At 34.7% G+C, this 23,696-nt stretch carries 19 protein-coding genes and 1 riboswitch; of the genes, 2 read left to right on the plus strand and 17 right to left on the minus strand.

Annotated elements, in window-relative coordinates; genetic code table 11:
• Nucleotides 1-24: 24 nt before the first annotated feature.
• The 5 genes from BTR34_RS04315 to rsgA form a co-directional block, all read right to left on the minus strand.
• The gene (locus BTR34_RS04315; protein WP_082960109.1) at nt 25-1,974 is read right to left on the minus strand and encodes a DUF3857 domain-containing protein; all 1,950 of its coding nucleotides are present in this window, start codon (nt 1,972-1,974) and stop codon (nt 25-27) included.
• 44 nt (nt 1,975-2,018) lie between these two features.
• The gene (locus BTR34_RS04320) at nt 2,019-4,043 is read right to left on the minus strand and encodes a transglutaminase domain-containing protein (RefSeq protein WP_068482117.1); all 2,025 of its coding nucleotides are present in this window, start codon (nt 4,041-4,043) and stop codon (nt 2,019-2,021) included.
• A gap of 6 nt (nt 4,044-4,049) precedes the next feature.
• A complete protein-coding gene (locus BTR34_RS04325) occupies nt 4,050-5,942 on the minus strand; it encodes a DUF3857 domain-containing protein (protein ID WP_068482114.1) in 1,893 nt (630 codons plus the stop codon).
• Nucleotides 5,943-6,021: 79 nt separating this feature from the next.
• The gene (dtd, locus tag BTR34_RS04330) at nt 6,022-6,474 is read right to left on the minus strand and encodes a D-aminoacyl-tRNA deacylase (protein ID WP_068482111.1); all 453 of its coding nucleotides are present in this window, start codon (nt 6,472-6,474) and stop codon (nt 6,022-6,024) included.
• The gene (rsgA, locus tag BTR34_RS04335) at nt 6,471-7,424 is read right to left on the minus strand and encodes a ribosome small subunit-dependent GTPase A (RefSeq protein ID WP_068482108.1); all 954 of its coding nucleotides are present in this window, start codon (nt 7,422-7,424) and stop codon (nt 6,471-6,473) included. Before rsgA ends, dtd begins: the two co-directional genes overlap by 4 nt.
• Before the next feature lie 107 nt (nt 7,425-7,531).
• Here rsgA and BTR34_RS04340 point away from each other — a divergent pair, with 107 nt between their 5' ends.
• A complete protein-coding gene (locus tag BTR34_RS04340) occupies nt 7,532-8,344 on the plus strand; it encodes a hypothetical protein (protein ID WP_068482104.1) in 813 nt (270 codons plus the stop codon).
• Between the two features lie 192 nt (nt 8,345-8,536).
• Nucleotides 8,537-8,977 (plus strand): hypothetical protein, encoded by a 441-nt coding sequence (locus BTR34_RS04345; protein WP_068482101.1) that lies wholly within the window; start codon nt 8,537-8,539, stop codon nt 8,975-8,977.
• A gap of 41 nt (nt 8,978-9,018) precedes the next feature.
• Here BTR34_RS04345 and BTR34_RS04350 read toward each other — a convergent pair whose 3' ends face one another.
• From BTR34_RS04350 to cobA, 12 genes are all read right to left on the minus strand, one after another.
• A complete protein-coding gene (locus BTR34_RS04350; RefSeq protein ID WP_068482097.1) occupies nt 9,019-10,101 on the minus strand; it encodes a bifunctional 3-deoxy-7-phosphoheptulonate synthase/chorismate mutase type II in 1,083 nt (360 codons plus the stop codon).
• Between the two features lie 6 nt (nt 10,102-10,107).
• Nucleotides 10,108-10,974, minus strand: coding sequence for a prephenate dehydrogenase (locus BTR34_RS04355; RefSeq protein ID WP_068482395.1), 867 nt, complete (start codon nt 10,972-10,974; stop codon nt 10,108-10,110).
• Nucleotides 10,975-10,978: 4 nt separating this feature from the next.
• Complete coding sequence (locus tag BTR34_RS04360) at nt 10,979-12,124, minus strand: pyridoxal phosphate-dependent aminotransferase (RefSeq protein ID WP_068482094.1); 1,146 nt, start codon at nt 12,122-12,124, stop codon at nt 10,979-10,981.
• On the minus strand, nt 12,121-12,948 hold the full coding sequence (locus BTR34_RS04365; RefSeq protein WP_068482092.1) for a prephenate dehydratase: 828 nt from the start codon (nt 12,946-12,948) through the stop codon (nt 12,121-12,123). The genes BTR34_RS04360 and BTR34_RS04365 overlap by 4 nt, the downstream gene beginning before the upstream one ends.
• A 349-nt stretch (nt 12,949-13,297) precedes the next feature.
• Nucleotides 13,298-14,419 (minus strand): serine hydrolase domain-containing protein, encoded by a 1,122-nt coding sequence (locus BTR34_RS04370; protein ID WP_068482089.1) that lies wholly within the window; start codon nt 14,417-14,419, stop codon nt 13,298-13,300.
• Nucleotides 14,416-15,156, minus strand: a complete 741-nt coding sequence (locus tag BTR34_RS04375; protein ID WP_235843159.1) for a head GIN domain-containing protein — start codon at nt 15,154-15,156, stop codon at nt 14,416-14,418. The genes BTR34_RS04370 and BTR34_RS04375 overlap by 4 nt, the downstream gene beginning before the upstream one ends.
• A 64-nt stretch (nt 15,157-15,220) precedes the next feature.
• Nucleotides 15,221-16,318 carry an acyloxyacyl hydrolase gene (locus BTR34_RS04380; RefSeq protein WP_068482083.1) on the minus strand — a complete coding sequence of 366 codons (1,098 nt, stop codon included), beginning with the start codon at nt 16,316-16,318 and terminating at the stop codon, nt 15,221-15,223.
• 116 nt (nt 16,319-16,434) lie between these two features.
• Complete coding sequence (metF, locus tag BTR34_RS04385) at nt 16,435-17,388, minus strand: methylenetetrahydrofolate reductase [NAD(P)H] (protein ID WP_068482080.1); 954 nt, start codon at nt 17,386-17,388, stop codon at nt 16,435-16,437.
• A gap of 172 nt (nt 17,389-17,560) precedes the next feature.
• On the minus strand, nt 17,561-20,296 hold the full coding sequence (gene metH, locus BTR34_RS04390; RefSeq protein WP_068482078.1) for a methionine synthase: 2,736 nt from the start codon (nt 20,294-20,296) through the stop codon (nt 17,561-17,563).
• Nucleotides 20,297-20,306: 10 nt separating this feature from the next.
• Nucleotides 20,307-21,308, minus strand: coding sequence for a homocysteine S-methyltransferase family protein (locus tag BTR34_RS04395; protein ID WP_068482075.1), 1,002 nt, complete (start codon nt 21,306-21,308; stop codon nt 20,307-20,309).
• Nucleotides 21,309-21,409: 101 nt separating this feature from the next.
• A riboswitch (SAM riboswitch) is annotated at nt 21,410-21,539 on the minus strand.
• Nucleotides 21,540-21,696: 157 nt separating this feature from the next.
• Entirely contained in the window at nt 21,697-22,758 is a 1,062-nt protein-coding gene (locus tag BTR34_RS04400; protein WP_068482072.1) for an NAD(P)/FAD-dependent oxidoreductase, read from the minus strand.
• Nucleotides 22,759-22,860: 102 nt separating this feature from the next.
• Nucleotides 22,861-23,694, minus strand: a complete 834-nt coding sequence (gene cobA, locus BTR34_RS04405) for a uroporphyrinogen-III C-methyltransferase (protein WP_068482069.1) — start codon at nt 23,692-23,694, stop codon at nt 22,861-22,863.
• Nucleotides 23,695-23,696 lie beyond the last annotated feature (2 nt).

The following is a 23,696-nucleotide window of genomic DNA, read 5'->3' on the forward strand; positions in this document are numbered from 1 at the left end:
TATTTTTTCTAAAACTATTAAAGTTTAATTTTGACTTTTAACGGCTTCGCTAAAAAATTGCTTAATTCCATCATAATTGTCCTCGCTATAATGAGCCATATTCAATTCAAAAGTAAAGAATAAATTAAGGGTATCACTTACATTATTTACTACATTTAATTTTAATACACCTTCATTATTTGGCAATACTAGATTTACGCTCTTAGGTAATGATTTTAACCTATAACCATCTGGTATATTCATATTTAGTATGTACTGATATTTCATAGGGTACCCAAAATCTATAGGGTAATTTCTTTCAGAAGAAACAAAAGGATTTTTATCAAAGAACTTTAATACAAACGGATTTAAATAAATATTATCTCCTTGAAACAGGTTTTCAATTTCAAAATTGAAGCGTTCTGTTATCTTTTTCTCATCTGAATATTTTAAGTTTATTTCGTGAGATAATATTTTGAAATCGTCAGATATTTCTTGTTCTAATTTTTCTAAATACTCTTCTTCTTTCGTGGTCTCCAATACCTCTTCTTGAGCAACTTTATTGTATCCGGTACTAATAAAATCAAATACACCCAAAAGTATTTTATCTATTGGGTCTATTTTCATTTGGGCCCGTATCATTTGGGCATTAGACGGTTCTGGAACTATATCATACCAATAACTTTCTTTATCGAAATCCATTACTCTACCATAATAATTTAAACAACGAAAGGGTAGCATTCCGAATGGAATATATTTATCCGTTGCATCTAATAAATAAGTTTCGCCATCAATATCAACTTTTGCTATAATATAATTAAAGTCATTCATTACTGGATGTGTCTTCTTTGGAAGCCCTCTATTTCTAGTGCCCAATAACATCATATCAGATTTTATCTCAGCAGCATTTAAAAGATTTATTAAGGTTATATTTATTTCAGCTACATTACCTTTTTTTTCGTCAAAGGCTGTTTTCACCTTGTTATCTTGCCAAATACTATATTCTTCGTTCCAAACAAAATGATTTTTCACAAACTCAAAAATATTTTTTGCACGAGTTAATTTATCGCCTTCTGTTAATAATTTTTCATCAACATGTTTCTCGAAAAAATTCTTCTTTCGCAGCTGACTGCCAATATCTTTATCTGTTTTAAATTCCTTATCAACATCTTCCCAAGATTTGGTATACTTATCAGTACCACCATAAAAGCTTTTATATTCAGATAATTCAAATTCTATTTTGGACCTATAATTATTTGATGAAAGCATGTATTCCTCAGAATCTTTAAAAGCAGGCACATCTCTTATTACATATTTGAGTTCTTCACAGTCCGTGGCTCTCTTTGTTCCCGGAAAATCGAAACATGCTTTCTTAATTTTAGCTTCATTTACATCTAACTTTAAACCGCCTTTTAGACTTCTGTTATAATGCCAGTTTCCAGGTATTCTAGCGTTAAATTCAGAATACACTTTTGGAATATCGTCTTGAAAATTCCATCCTGTAAAATTGAAATAAAAAGGTGATTGCATTTCATATTCATATTCTAAAATTGAACCTTCTTGAACATTAGGGAAGGTAAAATTTGTCTGCGACCATTTATCATTGACTTCCTCTTCAAAAAAGTCAGATTTTTTTATATAATGTTTTACTTGATTATTATGAGTTATGGCTTTAATGCTTACCAATTTATCTTTTCTATCTTTGGATTTATATAATGGTATTTCAATGTCTGCATATTTAAAACCATCCTTTTTTAAAATTTTTACTTTAGCATGATATGTAGTTATAAGCCAAATATAATTATCTCGTATTTCGAAATAATTATCGCCGTATTCATAGAGGTAAACCGCTGAGGCAGTAGTGTCTTTTTTAAAAGAAATAAATGAACCTTCAGATTCAGATATGGTTCCGAATTCAATTTTCTCTTGTGCAAATAATGAAGTACTACATATTATTGATAATAACATGTAAATACACTGGGTAGTTTTATTCATTTTTATTGAATATTTGATTTTTTACTAGGAATAGAAATCTTGAATTATATTTTAGACAAGACTACTTTTTCTGTTAGTTTCTGAACCATTTGTCCATAAAACTCCTTTAATGAAGGGTAGTAATAAGCAGGTATTAGCGCCTCTTGTATATGGGTATTGCTAACAACCTGCAATTGGTTTCCGTTTTGCATTAAAACGAAATTGAACATACCAATTTTGTCGGGCAAACCAATTGTCATTTTTTCTGGTATTGATTCTATTTTATACCCTTTAGGTATTGTATATGAAATATTAATTTTATTGGAAAATGAAAAATTAAAATCTACAGGGTACTCCCTAGAATCTAACTTAAAAGGGTTCTCTTTTAATGACAAAAACAATAAAGGATTAAAATATAATTTATCCCCAATAATTTCTATTTGATTATCATCGGTAAATGATAAAGAATACTCTAAAGGTTCATCTGGAGACTTAGCATTTTTAAGTTCAAAATCATCTATTGCTATATTTGAAAATAGTAAGGAAGATGCATTCAATACTTCTTCCTCGGTTTTATTGTAATTATCCATTCTATATTCATAGGCAAGATTATCACTTAAACGTGTATTCATGTCACCCTCTACTTCACCATCTTCAGTGATATTTACCTGCATATAAATAAACCTACTAGAAATGTTTTTAGCCTTTAAAGAAACTTCTTTTGATGTCCCATCTTCCCTAACTAACCTACCCTCCCAATTCATTGCTCTTTTAGGTAGTTCATTAACTGCCAACATCTTTTCAGTGGCATCAAACAACACAAAATCTTCTCCATTTTCAATTGCTGCAACGACATAATTAAATCCGTTTGTTGTTGGAAATAACGGAATACCATTTGACTTTGTACTTACTAATACTGGGTTGGCCTTAAAGCCAGCGTACCTTAACATTGCTGTTAATAATAAGTTTATATCCGCAACATTTCCCTTCTTCTCTTCATAGGCTTTCTTTACACCATTATTACAACCTACACCGTAATAATCATCCCATGACATTCTATTTTGAACATATTTAAAAATTTCCGATGCTAATTCGCTTTTATTCTTATTTTTTTCAATAATTAAATCTAAATCATCTTCAAAAAACTTATTTCTTTTTAACTCGTCACCAAAATCGTCATACTTATAAATGGTTGCCGCTACATCTTCCCAAGACTTACTATATATTTTATAACCAGCACTAGGAAATTTAGTCGACTCCAATTCAAACACAACCGAGCTTCTATAGTTTTCAATATTATTCGTAAAATCTACCTCCTTTAAGGCAGGGACATTCTCTGCTTTTATTTCGTAATGTGTTTCTTTAAAATTTAATACACCATTTTGGTTTGCAGTTCTAGTACCATTTACAAATCCAGACCTTGTTTTTTGGCTCTTATATTTATAATTTATGCTTCTATTATAATGATTAAATTCTTTTAAGGAAACCGTATAAAACCCCTTTGTAAATCTCTTAAACACAAAATATTCTGGTACTTCAACACTTAATTCTACAGCATCTAAAGGAATAGCATATTGTAAATTAAAATCATCCATATACCCTACCATATCCGAAGCGATATCGAATTTTAAATCTATTACACTTCCCACTTTTGCATTAGGCATTGTTATAGAAACTTGATCCCGATATTTACTTATGTTTTTATTAAATATGCCATCTTTTTTCAATTTTTCCTCTTCTAACTTCCCATCTACAAGGTTAAAAGTATATCCCTTTACATTAAACAGTTCTTGTTTTCCAGTACTAGAATTATATAGAGATATGATATGCGTTGCCCAATCTAAACCTGCTTTATTATAAATTTTAATTCTTAAATGAACTTCACGGGTAGTTGAAAACCCATCTTCTGAAGAATAATCATAAAAAAACCGTTCATTTTTAAAGAGTATCGCTGCTTCAGCATCCTTATCGTTTTCATGTTGTTTTTGAGTAACTTCTTCTATAGAAACTTTACCAAATTTTATCTCACTTTTTTGTGCTTGAATTACGAATGTCAAAAAAGTGAAGATGCTTATTAAAAGTAATTTCATTAATTATTATTTTTTAATTAATACAATTTTAGATGAGTCGACCCTGGATATGGTTTTTCTAAACTCTCTATAGTCTTCATAAGAAGTTTTAGGGAAACTTCCTGACTTCATCAATAATCTTCTTTTATAACGTATTTTATTTTCAGAAAGGTGTTCCACCGTAACTTCATATTCACCAAACTCGTTATTAATTTTGGTAGGTTTTAAATTTGCTTCAACGGTAAACCCTTTTGGTAGTTCTATTATAAAATCATCTTCATCCAAATACCCCCTTTTAATAACAACTTCGCGCTTTCTGTTATTATCTCTTTTTGGCACATAGGCATTTCTGTTTAACATATTAGGAGCAAATAGAATGCGATCTCCCGCTTTTGACAAATAGCCCATTGTTTTAAAATTTACTTTTTCAGTAGTTACTATACTATCCTTATTATTAATTAGCTCATGACTTTGAATTTGAATTGCATTTACATAGTCCCAATAATTTTTATAATACTTTTCTATATCCTCTTTACTATCATTTGCCAACCCATATTTTTGATTATACTGTATACCTGAGCTCTTTATTTCTACTTGTGCATTTATTACAGATTCTCCTAATTGTATTTTAGCCTTGGTTGTCTGTTTACTTTGTTCTGGCCGATAATGTCTAGACTTTACCATTTCGCCTCCATTAGGCCCAACTTTTAGCACATATCTATTATCAGTAAAAGTTCCTAAAAAATTAGCTGGTACTTCTTGACTGGTACACTCTAACCAAATTTCTTCATTTTCTAAGGGCACGTTTAAAAAAGCATGATTTCCTTGCAACGAAGGAAAATCATAATCTAAACTTTTCATCCGTGCATCGGCAGATACTATAGTGTAGAATGATTCAATCCCCACGGCTTTTAATAGTGACATGGTGTAATTAGTTAGTCCTTTACAGTCCCCATATTTTACCCTATCAACCTCATCAGCATTTATAGGCATCCATCCCCCTATACCCATTTGAACACTTATGTACCTTGTATTATCTTGTACAAATTGATACACTTTTTTTATTATTTCTTTCTCGTCTTCTATCCCCTTTACTAATTGTTGTACTTTTTGTATTGTTGCAGTATTTAGTTCTCCCCTATCCACTAAAAGCGAATTATAAATCCAACTTCCAAATTCTTTCCAAGAAGTAGCGTACCCATCTATGCCTTTCAAATGAAAATTATTTAATGCTAGTTGTACATTAGGGGTAAAATCTACAAACTCAGGGTCAAAATCTTCAGATTCAAGTGCTCTTAAATTTGTTGCACTATATTTTACTCCGTTGGTATTGTTAGTGCCCTCTATTTTAAAAGATTCTAGGTTATTATCTTTAAACCTATATTTTATTTCCACCGGTACACTTAAAGAAAATTCACTCTTTTCTACACTTATTCTATACCCATCTAAAAAATACCAACGCGGCATAAAAGCAGTATCTGAGGTAGTATATTTTTTCTCTAAAACTATTGTATAAGGATAATCAACGGGAGTATACTTAAGAAATTTTACCCTAGAATCTGAATATAGGGTTCCTTCGCCGGTGGCTGTTTGATCTTTAAAATCTTTTTCTTTAAACTTTTCTATTTCTTCGCCATTTGCATCATAGATTATGGCAACAAGATTTTTTATAGCTGTTTCTTTATCATAAAATGCCATTGCACTTACATGTTTAGATCCTTTTTCATTAATAACTGTGACTGCTCTGGTTGAGGTAATCTCCATAAAATCTGAAGACTTTACTAGAATATTCATTTGATCTAAACGAACAACAGCATCGGCGTTCTTTAAGAGGGCAGAATCTATTTTTGAAAAATTATATTCTTGCGAAACTGCAGTTTGAGTTATTGTTAAAAAAAACAATACTAGTAATATGCGCATTTAATTTGGTTGGCTGGTTTTTATCCAAACGATAAAAAACATAGGTTTCTTACAAATTGTAAGAATTATTTACAGAATTTTAATCTTTATTTTTTGTATCAATCATTATTGTTACCGGTCCATCATTCAACAATTCTACCTTCATATCCGCACCAAATACACCCGCGCCAACTTTTTTACCCATTTTAGATTCCAATGTTTTAATGAAAGCTTCGTATAACGGAATTGAAACATCTGGTCTTGCCGCTTTAATATAGGAGGGGCGATTTCCTTTTTTAGTACTGGCATGTAGCGTAAACTGACTCACTACAATTGCATCACCTTTATTATCTAAAAGTGAATTATTCATTACTCCATCCTCATCATTAAAAATGCGAAGGTTAACTATCTTGTTAGACAACCAATCTATATCTTCTTGTGTATCTAAATATTCTATACCTAACAGAATTAGAACTCCATTAGTAATTCTGCTTATTTGCTTTTCATCTACTGTTACACTAGCTTTTGAAACACGTTGTATTACTACCTTCATTTTTTATTGTCGTGTATATCCACCCTATAATTCTCATCTTCTCCTTTTACCATCTGCAAATAACTATTATACCTGCTCCAAGCAATTTCACCAGTTTCCAAAGCATCTTTTACCGCACATTTGGGCTCATCTATATGTATACAATTATTAAACTTACAGTCTTGTTTCAATTTAAAAAATTCCGGAAAATAGTTGCCAATTTCCTCCTTTTCCATATCTACAATGCCAAATCCTTTTATACCTGGGGTATCTATAATACGGGCGTTAAAACTTAAATCGAACATTTCGGCAAATGTAGTGGTATGTTGCCCTTGTAAATGTTGTTCGGAAATTTGTTTGGTTTTAATATCTAAATCGGGCTCTATCGTATTTACCAATGTTGATTTACCAACTCCTGAATGACCAGAAAACATAGAGGTTTTACCCTTCATCATTTCTTTGACTTTATCAACATTTTTACCCGTCGCGGCAGATATACCAATACAGGTATACCCAATTTTACGATATAGCGCTGCCAAGAATTTAATTTCATCTAATTCTTCTGGCGCATATGTGTCCACTTTATTAAACAATAGGATTACAGGAATTTCATATGCTTCGGCAGTAATTAAAAAACGATCTATAAAAACTGGGTAAGTAGGCGGATTATTTAACGTAACCAATAAAAAAACTTGATCTAAATTAGCAGCAATGATATGGGTCTGTTTAGAAAGATTCACAGACTTACGAATAATGTAGTTTTTACGAGTATTAATTTCATTGATAATACCGATGGTATCATCGCCAATGGTCTCAACCTCAAAGCGTACACGATCACCAACGGCTACGGGATTTGTACTTTTTATACCCTTTATTCTAAACTTTCCTTTTATCCTACATTCATAGAAATCACCATTTTCTGCCTTAACAGTGTACCAACTTCCCGTAGATTTATAAACAATTCCTACCATTTACCCTAAAATCCTTCCTTTTATACAAAGTAACTGCTTTCAATATAAAAAATACTATAAATTTGAATTTCAAAATAAAACATTAAAAATTAACCAATAACCTGAAAATGAAATCAATTAAAAAATTATTCCTATTTGCTGTATTTGTGATTACCTCTGTTGGTACTGCACAAGAAACTATCACGAATGAATCTGTAATACAAATGGTTGAACTTGGGTTTGACGATTACATGATCATAGATAAAATAAACACTTCCGATGTTAAGTTCGATGCTTCTATATCTGCATTGGGTGCTATGAAAAATGCAGGTGTTTCTTCTGAAGTACTGTCCTTAATTATGGACAAGTCTAAACAAAACACCATGTCTAAAACTGGTATTTATTATACTGATGTCAATGGTGATGACAAATTAGTTCAGCCAAGTGTATTTTCTGGAGCAAACTCTAATCAAGTTGCACAAAAACTGGTTTCAGGTTTAATTAACTCGAAACAAAAAGCGCAATTACCTAAAACACAATCGAACAATGTTATTCGCCAAAGTCAACCTGAATTTACTTTCATATTTGACCCAAGCGTAACACAAGTGGATAATATGCAAAACAACCAAGGTGGAGATACCGGTATCTTTAATTGGTGGTTTAGAATGGCAAGTAACCCCAACGAATTTGTTTTGGTAAAACTTACGGTTAAGGAGAATAAGAACCTAAGAGAGGTTATTACTGGCAAAAGCAGCTGGATCACTAGCAGTAGCGGTATAGATCCTAAATATGCACTTAACTTTGCAATTGAGGAAATTGAAGGAAACAAGTTCAAAGTTACGCCAGATGCTTTAGAGCCAGGCGAATATTGCTTTATCTATCAAGGTCAAGTACCTCAGGGTAGAGAGAACCAATCCGTATTTGATTTCTCTATTCAATAGAACAAAAACACATAAATTATGGTTAGTCCCGATGCTTTTAGTATCGGGACTTTTTTTCTACTGGTTTTCTGGTAGATTTTCATAAGGGTTTAGCACCATTTTAAAATAGCATATAAGGTATTTCTTTGTTATCTACATTTTACCTTTTACTTTAGTCAAACAAACTTTAATCATTTTCAAAAAACCAGCATCATGAAAAAAATTATTTTATTTAGCTTTTTCTCCTTCATAGGCATAACAGCGTTAACTGCGCAAGAATACAAAGTAATTACAAGTGTAGAATCTATTGTCCCTAGCGGATTAGGGCGTTCTAGAATTATTGATGCGAATGCAGAAAGAGATTACAAAGAATTCTCTTCCACACAAACCGAAGATGACAATACTAGAAACAAAGCCGACCGTGGTGATATTCGTGTAAAAGATTTTGAAGAAACCAAATTGCTTAACTTTTACAATATTGCTGGAATACGTTTTCAGAATATAGCTGCCAATGATGCCCTCATCTCTTCTAAGCTAAGTGATATGACAGCAAATGGTTGGGAACTTGTTTTTGTCACCAGTGGCGTTGAAGCAGATGCCGGAAACACAGACGGACAAGGTATTTTCATTACCCGATACATCTTTAAAAGATAAATAAAAAAAAGCCCGGTATTTATATACCGGGCTTTTTTTATTTAAGCGTTCACTATTTTTTCTTGGTGTCTAATAGACTCTTGGTGTATAGCTTTGAACATGCGTAGCACAAACTCCTCACTTAATCCTTTGCTTTCACCTTCAAGAATCATTGCTCCTAAAATTTCGTTCCAACGTGTACTTTGCAATACTGCTACGTTTTTTTCTTTTTTAAGTTCACCAATAGCATCTGAAGTTTTCATACGTTTACCTAAAGTCTCAATTAATTGATTATCTAAAATATCAATATTTGCCCTTAGGTTGTTTAATTTGGCATTGTATTCCGCCTCGCTATTACCTTCTTTTCGAATTTTAAGGTCTTTCATTATCTGTACCAATTTTGCCGGTGTAACCTGCTGTGCAGCATCACTCCATGCGTTATCCGGATCATGGTGCGTTTCTATCATTAACCCGTCAAAGTTAAGATCTAAGGCGGTTTGCGACACATCAAAAATCATTTCTCTATTTCCTGTAATGTGCGATGGGTCGTTGATAATTGGTAAATCTGGAAATTTAGTTTGTAAATCAATCGCCATTTGCCACTCTGGAATATTTCTATATTTAGTTTTCTCGTAAGTTGAGAAACCTCTATGAATTACCCCTAAATTTTTAATATCCGCTGTAGCCAAACGCTCAACAGCTCCTAACCATAATGCTAAATCTGGATTTACAGGATTTTTCACCAATACTATTTTATCGGTACCCTTTAATGCATCAGCAATTTCTTGAATGATAAACGGGCTTACCGTTGATCTTGCTCCAATCCATAATAAATCAATATCATGCTCTAAAGCCAATTCAACATGTGCACGGTTTGCTACTTCGGTAGCTGTTTTCATTCCTGTTTCTGCTTTTACCTTTTGAAGCCATTTAAGGCCCAATGCGCCTACACCTTCAAAATTTCCTGGGCGAGTACGGGGTTTCCAAATACCAGCCCTGTAATAGTTTACATCGGTATCTTTTAAAGAACGTGCTATCCCTAACACTTGTTCTTCTGTTTCCGCACTACATGGCCCTGCTATTACTAGTGGATGGTCTAGCTTTAAATCATCCAACCATGTTCTCATTTGTTTTGAATTTTCCATTTTTAATTATTCTATTTCTTGTTTAACCGTATTCCTATTTAAAATTCCTTTAATCTTATTCGTATTATTCATTTCATTATAAATACCCTCATAATCATCTTTTAACAACAATTCCTTAAATGCTGTAAGATTTTGAATATACTCTTCTAATGTCTCTACTACATTCTCTTTATTCTGCTTAAAAATCGGTGTCCACATAGCTGGCGAACTTTTTGCCAAACGCACCGTACTTTCAAATCCACTACCTGCCATATCAAAAATATCGCGTTCGTTCTTCTCTTTCTCAATTACAGTTTTACCGAGCATAAATGCACTTATGTGCGATAAATGAGATACATAAGCAATATGCTTATCATGTGCCACAGGGTTCATATACCTAATTCGCATACCAACGGTCTGAAAAACTTTTAAAGCTTTTTCTTGAAGTTTAAAAGCAGTTAACTCCACTTCACAAATGATATTCGTTTTGTCTATGAATAAGTTATTAATTGCTGCAGACGGACCGGAGAATTCTGTTCCGGCAATGGGGTGGCATGCTAAAAAGTTTCTTCTCTTTGGATGGCCCTCTAAAACCTTGCAGATCAAAGACTTGGTAGAACCAACGTCAAAAACGACACAATCGTCATGTACAGCATCTAATATTGTAGGTAACTCTGTCACCATAACATCAACAGGAATACTTACAATTACCATATCCGCCAGTGGTAAATCTTGATAAGTTGCCTTTGTATCTACAATACCCAAAGAGAGTGCCTCGGCTAAATTTGCAGCATTAGATTCTATACCATAAACGTTGACATTGTCAAAGGCAGACTTTATATCTTTTGCCAAAGAACCTCCTATTAAACCAATACCGATTACAAATAAATTCATCTTACTAAAATCTTGCAATTGCTTCTTTTATTTTTTCTTCTGTAATACAAAGTGAAAAACGAATATAGCCTTCTCCATTACTTCCAAATATGGTTCCCGGGGTAATGAACAAATCTTTTGTATATAATACGTTATCTATAAATTCTTCTGATTGTACACTACCTTCTGGTAATTTTGCCCACACAAATAAGCCTACAGCATCTCTATCATACGTACAATTAAGTGCATCTGCCAATTGAAAAATTAATTCTCTTCTTGCACTATATACTTTATTTAATTCTACAAACCAATCATCACTACTTTCTAACGCTGCAATGGCTCCTTTTTGAATTCCGTAGAACATACCAGAGTCCATATTACTCTTCACCTTTAAAATTGCATTAATGTGTTCTTCACTACCTAAAACAAAACCCACGCGCCAACCCGCCATATTAAAGGTTTTACTTAAAGAATTTAATTCTAAACATACTTCTTTCGCATTTGGGATGCTTAAAATACTCGCCGGTTCCTCGTTTAAGACAAAACTGTACGGATTGTCATTTACCAACAGAATACTATGTTGCTTTGCAAAAGCTACTATTTCAACAAACTGGTCTGTGGTTGCCGTAGCACCTGTTGGCATATGCGGATAACTTAACCACATAACCTTTACTTTAGATAAATCTTGCTTTGCCAACTTTTCTAAATCAGGAAACCAGCCATTCTCAGCAGTTAAATCGTAATATTTAGGTATTGCACCTACCAAATTAGTCACTGAGGTATAGGTTGGGTAACCCGGATTAGGAATCAAAACCTCATCACCTTCATTTAAAAAGGAGAGACTAATATGCATAATGCCTTCCTTTGAACCCATTAAAGGAAGAATTTCATTCTCAGGATTCGTATCAACATCAAATTTATTCTTATAAAAACTGGATATGGCTTCTCGTAATTGAGGTAAACCTTGGTAGTTTTGGTATTGGTGCGCACCAGAGTCCATAACGGCCTCTTGTATTGCATTTAAAACCTTTTGTGACGGAGTCAAATCTGGACTACCGATTCCCATATTAATGATAGGCTTACCTTGCGCCATTAAACTGCGGACTTCTCTCAATTTTTTTGAGAAATAGTATTCCTGTATCGTATTCAACCTATTGGCTGTCTGCATCATTGTCTTACATTTTTATATTCACCCAAAACTTTAAAATCTTCTGACATGATGTTCAATAGACTTTTAGCCTTTGTAAAATCCGCATATTCGGTAAAAGTGACATCCACAAAAAATGCATATTTCCATGGTGTTTCTATTACCGGCAGCGACTGTATTTTTGTCAAATTTAATCGGCAATCGCTCATAACATTAAGCACAGCCGCTAAACTACCCCTTTTATGGTCGGTAATGAACCGTACTGAAGCCTTAGTAATATCCGCCGCTGGCAACACATTGTTTTTTGTCTTTACAATGATAAAACGAGTGGCATTATTTTTAATCGTTTGTATGTCGCCCGCTACGATGTCCAAACCATATAATTCTGCCGCAACGTTTGGTGCAATAGCTGCTACATGTTTTAATTTTTGATCTTGAATTCTTCTAGCAGTCTCTGCAGTATCCACATCTTCTACCAATTTTATATGTGGATATTGTCTAAAATATTCTTTACACTGCAACAATGCCATTGGGTGAGAACTCACCTCGGTAATATCTTCTATTTTTTGCCCCTTCAGCACCATTAAATTATGATGAATATTCAAATAATGCTCGCCTATTATATGCAGGTTATTATGGTTCACCAATGCATAATTAGGTATTATAGATCCGGCAATTGAATTCTCTATAGCCATAACACCCTGGTCTGCTTCTTTAAACAGCAATTTGTCAACCAAAGCATCAAAAGAAAGACACTCTATCAACTCAATAGCATCACCAAAATAATCTTTTGCAACCTGGTGATGATTGCTTCCTTTAATTCCCTGTATGGCTATTTTTAAACTCACTTTTCTTTAATTATATTCAAAAAAAAAAGTTCCGATACATATCGGAACTTAAGCTTCTATTTTATTTTTAAAATATACTACAACAGTCCCGTACCTCTCTTAAAAAAGAAGTAAAAATAAAAACCGTTCCAGAAATATTGTTTTGTCATTGTTTTTCTAAACTTTGGCTAATGTAGTAATTATATTTAAAAATGATTGTTTTCCTTTTTATTTTTTTAAAAAAATTAATTTCTTTCTCAAAAAGTGAAGGTTTTGTGTTAAATCTCAATTAAAACTACAATTATCCTAACTCGGATTATATAATAAGGAATTGACATAATTAGATTCTAAAACTCATCAAGAACAACCCTCATGAAAAAAAACAATTGATTACACTATCTAATTCTGCCTGTATTTTTGGGTCAGTACAGTTCACTAGAATTGAAAAAACAAGCTGCTCTTTTGGGTAGACAAAAAAATTAGAATACCCTCCTACTCCGTTACCAACATGCCCAAAGAACTTTCTCCCTTTTGCATCTTCGCTTACTTGCCAACCTAATCCGTAATATGTAGAATTACCATCTATTTGTTGTGCTGTTAAAAATTGATTCAAAATTCCTTCTTTAATGCCAACTTTCTTATCTAAAAATACCTGTCCGAATTTTGCTATATCTTCAGAGGTGGACAAATATCCGCCGCCTGCCAATTTGTAAAAATTATCTACTGGTATCGCTTTTCGAAATCCTGATATACTCTTCGAGTAGAATGTAGTTAAGTGCTTATGCTCTTTGGATTTTGAAATACAATTAACAACCGAACCTTTTTTCCGTAAACTTTGCTTAGGGTGAAATTCTGGTATGTATGTATTAGTCATTCCCAGCGGATTCAAAACCTTTTCTTGTACATATTCTTCAAACGGAATTCCGATTGCCTCTTGCATTGCTGCAGAAATCATTGCCCAATCAAAACTATTGTACAAATACGTGGTACCCGGTTCAAATACCAAAGGGTCATTTTTAAATATTTGTAGACCTTGTTTAATGGAATACGGTTCATTTAATCCGTATTCTTTGCCTTTATAAACGCGTATACCTGCGGTGTGACTCGCTAATTGGCGAATGGTAAAATCCCATTCTTTTTTGGGATAATCTGGTAGGTAGGTATAAAAAGACGCATCTAAATCAATTAACCCTTCTTGCACCATATGAGCCAAAGCTGTTGCTGCAATTGGTTTAGACACACTAGCTATTCTAAATATCGATTTTCGTGGGTCTACAAATTGTTCTTGCTCTAAATCTGCGTAACCATATCCTTTTTGAAAAATGGTTTTGCCGTCTTTCAGAACAGTGATTGCAATTCCGGGTGCCTTATTTTCTTGAATAACTTTTTGTAGTAAATAATCTGCTTTTACCAGTCCCGTTAAGGTTTGGTCATCTCCCAACAATCGTTTGGCAGCAAATACATTTTTTAGATATTTTAAAATGGGATTCATTCCACAAATATCAATCGTCCGTTATACAATTCTTCAACTTCAACTGTTGCTGGTCGGTTATAACTTTGTAAATCGCCAGTTCCCCTTAAAACACCGGTTAAACTCTCTTGCGGATTTACCAAAACGTCATTTGAACCTCTATGGTTTATCGTAATCCGTTCGGCTACCAAATCTTCGGCTTCTATTCTAGAATCTCCTGCCGCTATACTAATATTAAAGTTTTGGGCGGTTCCCCTTAACTTGAAATATGCAATCCCATTTACCGTTAAACTCAATGAAACTAGTTCTAAATCTAGATTAAATTCGCCATCGGTTGTTTCTGCTTCGGGATCTGTAAAACTTTCCGATAACAAGCTTAAATTATCAAAAGCCAATACGCCGTCACTCTGAATAGGAAACCCTGTACTGCTTCGAATACTGGTTAAATTTGGAGTGGTAACATAGACTACCGTAGTTCCATAATCTCGTACGTAATTACAGTCGTTGGTATCAGTAAGTAATAATCTTCCGTTTTCAACAACTGCAGCTACTTCATTACGAAGATTTTCTCCTGTTTCAATTTCAACCTTTTGTGTTTCTCCTTGTTTAATGACCAGGGTTACATTTTCAAAAACTGTTATGGCAGTAAATTCTGCAACCGAAACTTCTTGCCTTGTAATTACACCTGTTTCTTGAAAACAATCTGATGCATTTTCTGAATCGCAAGAGCTTAACAAGAGTACTAAAACTAATGACAAGATAAAGAGGTCTCGACTGCGCTCGACCAGACAACTAAGCGAATTATATATCATTTTTATCATCCTACAATCTTATTCCAATTCCAAATTCTACTGCTTCTGCTTTTGCTCCGTGAGATTTTAAGGTCACAGTACCATATATTTTATCTCCAAAATAACGTTTTAGACCCATTCGGTTATACATACGCCCTTCAAAATCAAAAGGATAATATACGTAATAACCCAATTGAGAAATAATTGACATTTTATTAATGAATAATTCATGCCCAACAAACAAACCTACTCTTTTATAATCGTCATTTGCAGAAACACCATTTTCTGGAAAAGCAATACTTTGATAGCGAATGAGTTCCTTTAAGAAATTTGAAAAATACACATCTGTTCCTAATTGAAAAGCACTTTTTCTTCCTAATCTTTTATCGGCATATGCAGAGAGAACAACAAACCCGTACTGCCCAGAATCGATAACATCGCTTTCATTTATTCCCGTTCTTAAGGCAAAGTTATAACGTAACGGCTCCGTCACTTTTTCTTTTTCTCTTTGTATATATTCTATTTCTTTACCTCCGTCCAAATCATAAACAACACCAGCATTAAACGCCAGCGTATTGGTTGATGTATTGGGTGCTCTAAAATTGGCATTTGAATAATGTATTATAGAAATACCTGCTTTAATACCTAGACCTTTTACAATACTCTCTTTATGATAATTGAACATTAAATAAGTAGAACTCAAAAAGTCAGAACCGTAAGCATTATTTCTAAAGTTTGTTTCCTTGTCGTACGGATTATTAGCGAATGCAACTCCTTGTCCTACACGCAATTGTATATTTCTCTTAAAAAGATAAAAGTTATAATGAGCATATAGCCCGTAGGTACTCCCCAACGTATTATTATTCGTATTCTGATAAATTAGAGAATATCCTAAATCTGGATAATTATATAATTCCTCCCATTCTTCAGAACCATAGGTTTTACGGTTATAACTCAAAATTACGCCCGCAGGATGCGATGTTATTAAATGAGATATATCTGGATTATGCAAAATAATAGACCCGTAGAACTGATTAGCATCTAGGGTATACTTTTTTCTCTGAGAAGTTTCTTGCGCAAAACAGAAACTTACCGATAGCATTAAAATGGATAAAAACTTAAAATTCATTGGGGGCAAAAATAGTTATAAGTATTAATTACAAAGTATTAAGTAGTAAGTATTATAATCAACCGATACTTTGTACTTTGTACTTCGTACTTTACACTTAATACTTTCCTACAAACTTAAAAAAGTGCTTCTGCTATCGCCTTAATATTATCAGATTTTCCCATAGAATAGTAATGTAGCACAGGCACGCCAGCGGCTTTCAATTCTTTAGATTGTTGAATTGCCCATTCTATACCTACTTTACGCACATCTTTATTTGTTGCACAACCATCTACGGCTTCAATTAAATCTTGTGGCAAGTCTATTCTAAATACTTGCGGTAATAATTGCATGTGTCGTTTAACCGCAATAGGTTTTATTCCCGGAATAATTGGCACCGTAATTCCCATATTTTTAGCAGCTTCTACAAATTCAAAATACTTCTGATTGTCAAAAAACATTTGCGTAACCACATAATCTGCACCAGCATCTACTTTTTCTTTCAATCGTTTTAAATCTGATTGTAAAGACGGAGATTCTAAATGCTTCTCTGGGTAACCAGCCACACCAATACAAAAATCGCTACAGTGTTCGCTTTCTATGGTTTCATGTAAATACTTACCGCAATTTAAGTCTTGAATTTGTTTTACCAAATCGATTGCAAATGGGTGTCCACCATCAGTAGCTTCAAAATATTTCTGCTCGCTACGGGCATCGCCACGTAAGGCCATTACATTTTGTATGCCCAAATAATGGCAATCAACCAACATGTATTCCGTTTCCTCCCTTGTAAATCCTCCACAAATAACATGCGGCACAGTATCCACATTATATTTATGTTGAATAGAAGCACAAATACCAACAGTACCAGGTCGCATACGTGTGGTTTTTTTATCTAACAAGCCTTCTTTCTTTACATAAATCGTTTCCTCTCGAGATGTAGTTACATCAATGAACGGAGGATTAAATTCCATCAACGGATCAATATTATTGTACAATTCTTGAATGTTACGCCCTTTAACAGGTGGTACTATCTCAAATGAAAAAAGCGTTTTTCCTTTTGCGTTGGTAATATGGTCTGTTACTTTCATGTGTTATTCTATTACTCTTTTAGAGCAAACCTCAACGAGGCATTATTACTAATATTTCTATTTTTTGGGCGTTCGGGCGGGCTTTCAGCTATATTTTTTCTGTTTCATCTTTTGTGCTTCAAATCTATATACGAACGCAGAAAAAGATGCCGCTTCAATCCCTAACGCATTCTTAGTCAACGATATTCGGCGCTAACCATTTTTCAGCTAGTTCTAACGAAATATCTTTTCGTTCTGCAAAATCTTTCACCTGGTCTTCTTTAATTTTTCCTAATCCGAAATAACGAGCTTCTGGATTTCCGAAATAATACCCGCTTACCGATGCCGCAGGCCACATAGCCAAACTATCCGTCAGTTCCACTCCAATTGTCTCCTTAACTTTTAATATATCCCAAATGGTCAATTTCTCCAAATGATCCGGACACGCAGGATAACCCGGTGCAGGACGAATACCTTTGTACGATTCTTTTATTAGATCTTCATTGGTTAATTCTTCATTGGCTGCATAGCCCCAATGTTTCAGCCTCACTTCCTTGTGCAAATATTCTGCAAATGCTTCTGCCAATCTATCCGCCAATGCCTTTACTAAAATAGCATTATAATCGTCTAAATCAGCTTCATATTTTGCCGCTAATTCTGCTGTACCAAAACCTGTTGAAACACAGAAACAACCTATATAATCTTTCTTTCCCGATTCTTTTGGCGCTATAAAATCTGCCAAAGCATAATCGGCAACGCCTTCTCTACGTTCTAATTGTTGGCGAAGGGTACGGAAAGTGTGGCTCTCCTTCGCTTCGGCTCCGCTCAGCGACCCGGTATTCTCATCTAGATTTGAGCTTGTGTCAACTAAAATATCATCATCATTAACGGAGTTCGCAGGAAACAGTCCGAAAATACCTTTTGCTTTTAATTTCTTCTCAGAAATTATCTTGTTCAGCATTTCTTGGGCATCGGCAAATAATTCAGTTGCTTGAGTCCCTACTACTTCGTCCGTCAATATTGCCGGATATTTACCATGTAATTCCCAACTTCTAAAAAATGGTGTCCAGTCAATAAAAGGAATAAGAAGATTCAAATCTAAATCATCAATTACCTGAATACCTAATTTATTAGGCTTAACTATCTCAGACGTTTTCCAGTCTATCTTAAACTTATTTCTTCGTGCTGCTACAATCGACTTGTATGTTTTGCTAGAAGAGCGATTTAAAAACTTCTTACGAAATACATCGTAATCAACTTTAATGCTTTTCTTATAACTAATAGAAGTTTCTTTCTGCAATAAATCTCCTACCACGGTAACCGCTCTAGAAGCATCATTTACATGAACGACAGCTTCTTTGTATTGTGTATCAATCTTAACCGCAGTATGTGCTTTACTCGTGGTTGCCCCACCAATCAACAACGGAATCTTGAAATCTTTACGTTCCATTTCCTTTGCCAAATGCACCATTTCATCCAATGACGGCGTTATTAATCCGCTAAGCCCTATAATATCTACATTGTGCTCAATTGCAGCTGCTATTATCTTTTCGGGTGGTACCATTACCCCTAAATCAACAATTTCATAGTTGTTGCAGGCAAGCACTACACCCACAATATTTTTGCCAATATCATGAACATCTCCCTTAACGGTAGCCATTAATATTTTTCCGGGAGCCCCTGATCCGTCTGTAACCGGATTTAATAATTTTTCCTCTTCAATATATGGTAACAAGTAGGCCACTGCTTTTTTCATTACTCGAGCAGATTTCACTACTTGGGGCAAGAACATTTTTCCGCTTCCGAATAAATCACCCACTACGTTCATACCGGTCATTAGATTATTTTCAATGACTTCAATTGGCTTATCTGCCGCCAACCTGGCTTCTTCTACATCTTCAACTATATATTGGTCGATACCTTTTACCAAGGCACGTGTAATTCTATTTTGTAATGGCTCTTCTCGCCAAGACAAATCAATTTTACTTTCTTTGGTCTTTCCTATGACCGATTCCGCAAAATCCAACAATCGTTCCGTAGCATCATCCCTTCTATTCAAGATTACATCTTCAACATGCTCTAGTAAATCCTTTGGTATATCGTCATAAACTTCTAACATACTTGGGTTCACAATACCCATGTTCATACCTGCTTTTATGGCATGGTACAGGAAAACCGAATGCATAGCTTCACGCACAGGATTATTTCCCCTAAACGAGAAGGAAACATTACTTACACCACCACTAACACTAGCATGTGGTAAGTTTTCACGAACCCAACGCGTTGCTTCAATAAAGTCGATGGCATTTAATTTATGCTCATCCATACCTGTAGCTACAGGGAAAATATTTAAATCAAAAATAATGTCTTCTGGTGCAAAGTTTACTTTATTCACCAAAACGTCATACGAACGTTTTGCTATTTCTATTCGGCGGTCATAATTATCTGCCTGACCTATCTCATCAAAAGCCATTACTATTACTGCGGCACCATATCTTTTTATCAGTTTCGCGTGATGCACAAATTGTTCTTCACCTTCTTTTAAACTGATAGAATTTACTACACATTTACCTTGTACAACTTGCAGACCAGCCTCTATAATTTCCCATTTAGAGCTATCTATCATAATAGGAACACGAGAAATATCTGGCTCAGAAATAACAAGATTTAAAAATTTGACCATGGCTTCTTTACCATCGATCAGTCCGTCATCCATGTTAATATCAATGATCTGGGCACCATTCTCTACTTGTTCTCTTGCAACAGCCAATGCTTCCTCAAACTTCTCTTCTTTAATTAATCGAAGAAACATTTTAGAACCTGCAACGTTGGTACGTTCACCAACGTTTATGAAGTTCGTTTCTGGGGTAACGATTAGGGGTTCTAAGCCGCTAAGTTTTAGAAAGCGTTGTTCGTTGTTCGTACTCATAATTCTTATTCTATTGGAAAACTGTCAACTTTCTAGGTTCATATTGAGCAACCACCTCAGCTATCGCCGTAATATGTTCCGGAGTGGTTCCACAACAACCACCTACTATATTTACTAGTCCCTTTTCTGCGTATTCTTTTATTTGCTCTGCCATTTGCTCGGGAGTTTCATCATATTCTCCAAAAGCGTTTGGCAACCCTGCATTAGGGTGTGCGGAAACCGCATGCTCACTTTTGGTGGACAACACCTCTAGATGTGGCACCAATTGATTAGCTCCTAATGCACAATTGAAACCGACCGATAAAATAGGAATATGGGATATGGATATCAAAAAAGCTTCTGCTGTTTGTCCGGATAATGTTCTTCCCGAAGCATCGGTTATGGTACCACTGACCATGATTGGAACATCTATATTTCTTTCTTCTTTTACTTCTTCAATAGCGAACAATGCCGCTTTTGCATTAAGGGTATCGAAAATAGTTTCTACCAATAAAACATCTGACCCACCATCTAACAATGCCTCTACTTGTTGCTTATACGCAATACGCAACTCATCAAAAGAAATAGCGCGAAAACCTGGATCGTTTACATCTGGCGACATACTTGCCGTTTTATTTGTGGGACCTATACTACCCGCTACAAATCTTGGTTTATTAGGCTCTTTCTTCGTGAATTCATCTGCAACCATTTTAGCTATACGTGCCGATTCATAATTCAACTCGTATACCAAGTCTTCCATATAATAATCTGCCATAGCGATAGTAGTACCAGAGAATGTATTGGTTTCTACGATATCTGCTCCCGCTTCAAAATACTTACGGTGTACCTCTGCAATTGCCTCGGGTTGTGTGAGCGATAACAAATCATTATTACCCTGCAAAGGGTGTTCCCAATCTTTAAAACGCTCTCCCCTAAAATCTTCCTCAGTAAACTTATAGCGCTGCAACATGGTACCCATGGCACCATCTAATATGAGAATTCGCTCTTTTAATATTTCCTTTATATCCTTCATTTTACGGTGTAAAATATTATAGGTTCAATAAAAAAACTAATTCAAAATCAAGTAAGGAAAGTTTGGCTAGATGCCTTTTCTTAAGTTATCTGTCTTTAACAATGCTATTTAGAATAACACCTCCAGCACAAGTACGCGGGATAAAGATAGAATGTAGCACCTTCTTTTCCTTATCGGAAAGGGTTGCCAAGGTTTCAATGGGTCTAGTCCCTCCACCTTTCTTGATAACGAGTCAATCTATTTATGAACGATTTGCAAAGTAAAGGCACAGTATGCTCTAATCCAAAACTTCAACAGGTTTTTTACCCAACGAATTTTTAAAAAATTGTCATAAAAAAACCTCCAAAATCATAAAGAACCTGAAGGTTTTACTCACCAAATAATAACTTTATGCGATACTTTGTACTACTTCTTTTTTAGCTTCTTTCTTAGAACCATCAAATCCTTCTACTCCGCCAACGGTCGTATATTTCATTACAAAGCGCTTACCCGGATTGATTTGTTGGTATGCATACTGACACATTACCGCTGCTTCATGGAAACCTGAAAGTATCAATTTCAACTTGCCTTCATAGGTATTTACATCTCCAATAGCGTATATTCCCGGTATATTTGTTTGGTAATCTTTTGCGTTATTTACCTTAATGGCATTTTTCTGAATCTCTAGGCCCCAATCACCAATGGGTCCTAATTTTGGAGACAGACCAAATAACGGAATGAAATTATCTACCTCTAAATAAGTATCTTCCTTTTCCTTATCGGTATGCTTAATAACTACGGCTTCCAAATTATCTACCCCGTGCAATTCTTTTACCTCAGCCTTTGTAATCAATTTGATTTTACCCAGCTTCGCCAATTCAGATGCTTTTTCAACTGAATCTAAAGCACCTCTAAACTCATCTCTTCTATGAACCAAGGTTACTTCTGATGCTACATCCGTTAAGAATATGGCCCAGTCTAAAGCTGAATCCCCACCACCGGCAATAATCACTTTCTTATCTCGGTATACTTCTGGATCCTTGATTATATACGAAACACCCGTATCTTCAAAGTTTACAATATTTGAAATAGGTGGTTTTCTTGGTTCAAAAGAACCTAGACCACCAGCGATTACAACTACAGGAGCATTGTGCTTTGTTCCTTTATTCGTCGTTACTACAAACGAACCATCTTCTAATTTATCTAAAGTTTCAGCTCTTTCGCCCAAGGTAAATCCTGGTTCAAAAGGTTTGATTTGCTCCATTAAATTATCTACCAAAGTACCCGCCAAAATTTCTGGAAATGCCGGAATATCATAAATAGGTTTCTTAGGATATATCTCAGAACACTGCCCACCTGGTTGCGGCAATGCATCTATTAAATGCGTTTTTAACTTTAACAATCCTGCTTCAAAAACCGTAAATAATCCGGTTGGTCCCGCTCCTATGATGAGCATATCTGTTTTAATCATAATTTTCTTATTAGTAAAAAGTAATTAGAAATCACTTTTCAACTTCTTTTAATTTCACTTCAACTATATACTTTATACTCTTTACTTAATACTTTGTACTTTTTATACTGCGCTCAACCGAGCATTCTCTTGTGAATACTGGTTTTTAGCTTCTACTAATGCTTCGCGATGCTTTACCACTTCACCAATAATAATAATTGCAGGATTAGAAAGGTTTTCTTTCTCTACTACACCTTCTATAGTATCAATGGTAGCAATCCCAACTTTTTCATTCTTACAAGTTCCGTTTTGAATGATAGCAATGGGCATGTCTGCTTTGCCTTCAGACTGAAATAATTCTACTATTTGTGGGAGTTTTGACATTCCCATCAATATCACTACTGTTGCACTACTTTTTGCAGCTAAAGCAACATCGGTAGATAGTTTATGCTCTTTGGTAGTTCCTGTAATTACCCAAAAGCTTTCTGACGAACCTCTTTTGGTAACTGGTATATTTTGATATGCCGGCACACTTAAACTTGATGAAATACCTGGTACCATGGCAACTTCCAATCCGTGAGATGCGGCATACTCCATTTCCTCTGAACCACGACCGAATACAAATGGATCTCCACCTTTTAATCGTACTACATGTCCCGCAGATTTTGCTCTGCTAACAATTAGTTCATTTATTTGTTCTTGCTGATAGGCATAGCACCCTTTACGCTTACCTACAAAAATCAATTCTGCATTTTTTGCGTAGTCTAGCAACTCTTCGTTTACCAAAGCATCGTACAAAACAACATCGGCGTTTTCTAGTGTCTTAATTGCTTTTAGAGTGATTAGCTCTATATCACCAGGTCCTGCACCGACAACAGTTAAAAGCCCACGGTTTCGACTACGCTCAACCACCGCTGGATAACGCTCAGTCTTCGTTAAATTGCTTTCTAAACTCATAC

Source organism: Maribacter hydrothermalis (genome assembly GCF_001913155.1).
In the GTDB taxonomy this organism is placed as follows: Bacteria; Bacteroidota; Bacteroidia; order Flavobacteriales; family Flavobacteriaceae; genus Maribacter; species Maribacter hydrothermalis.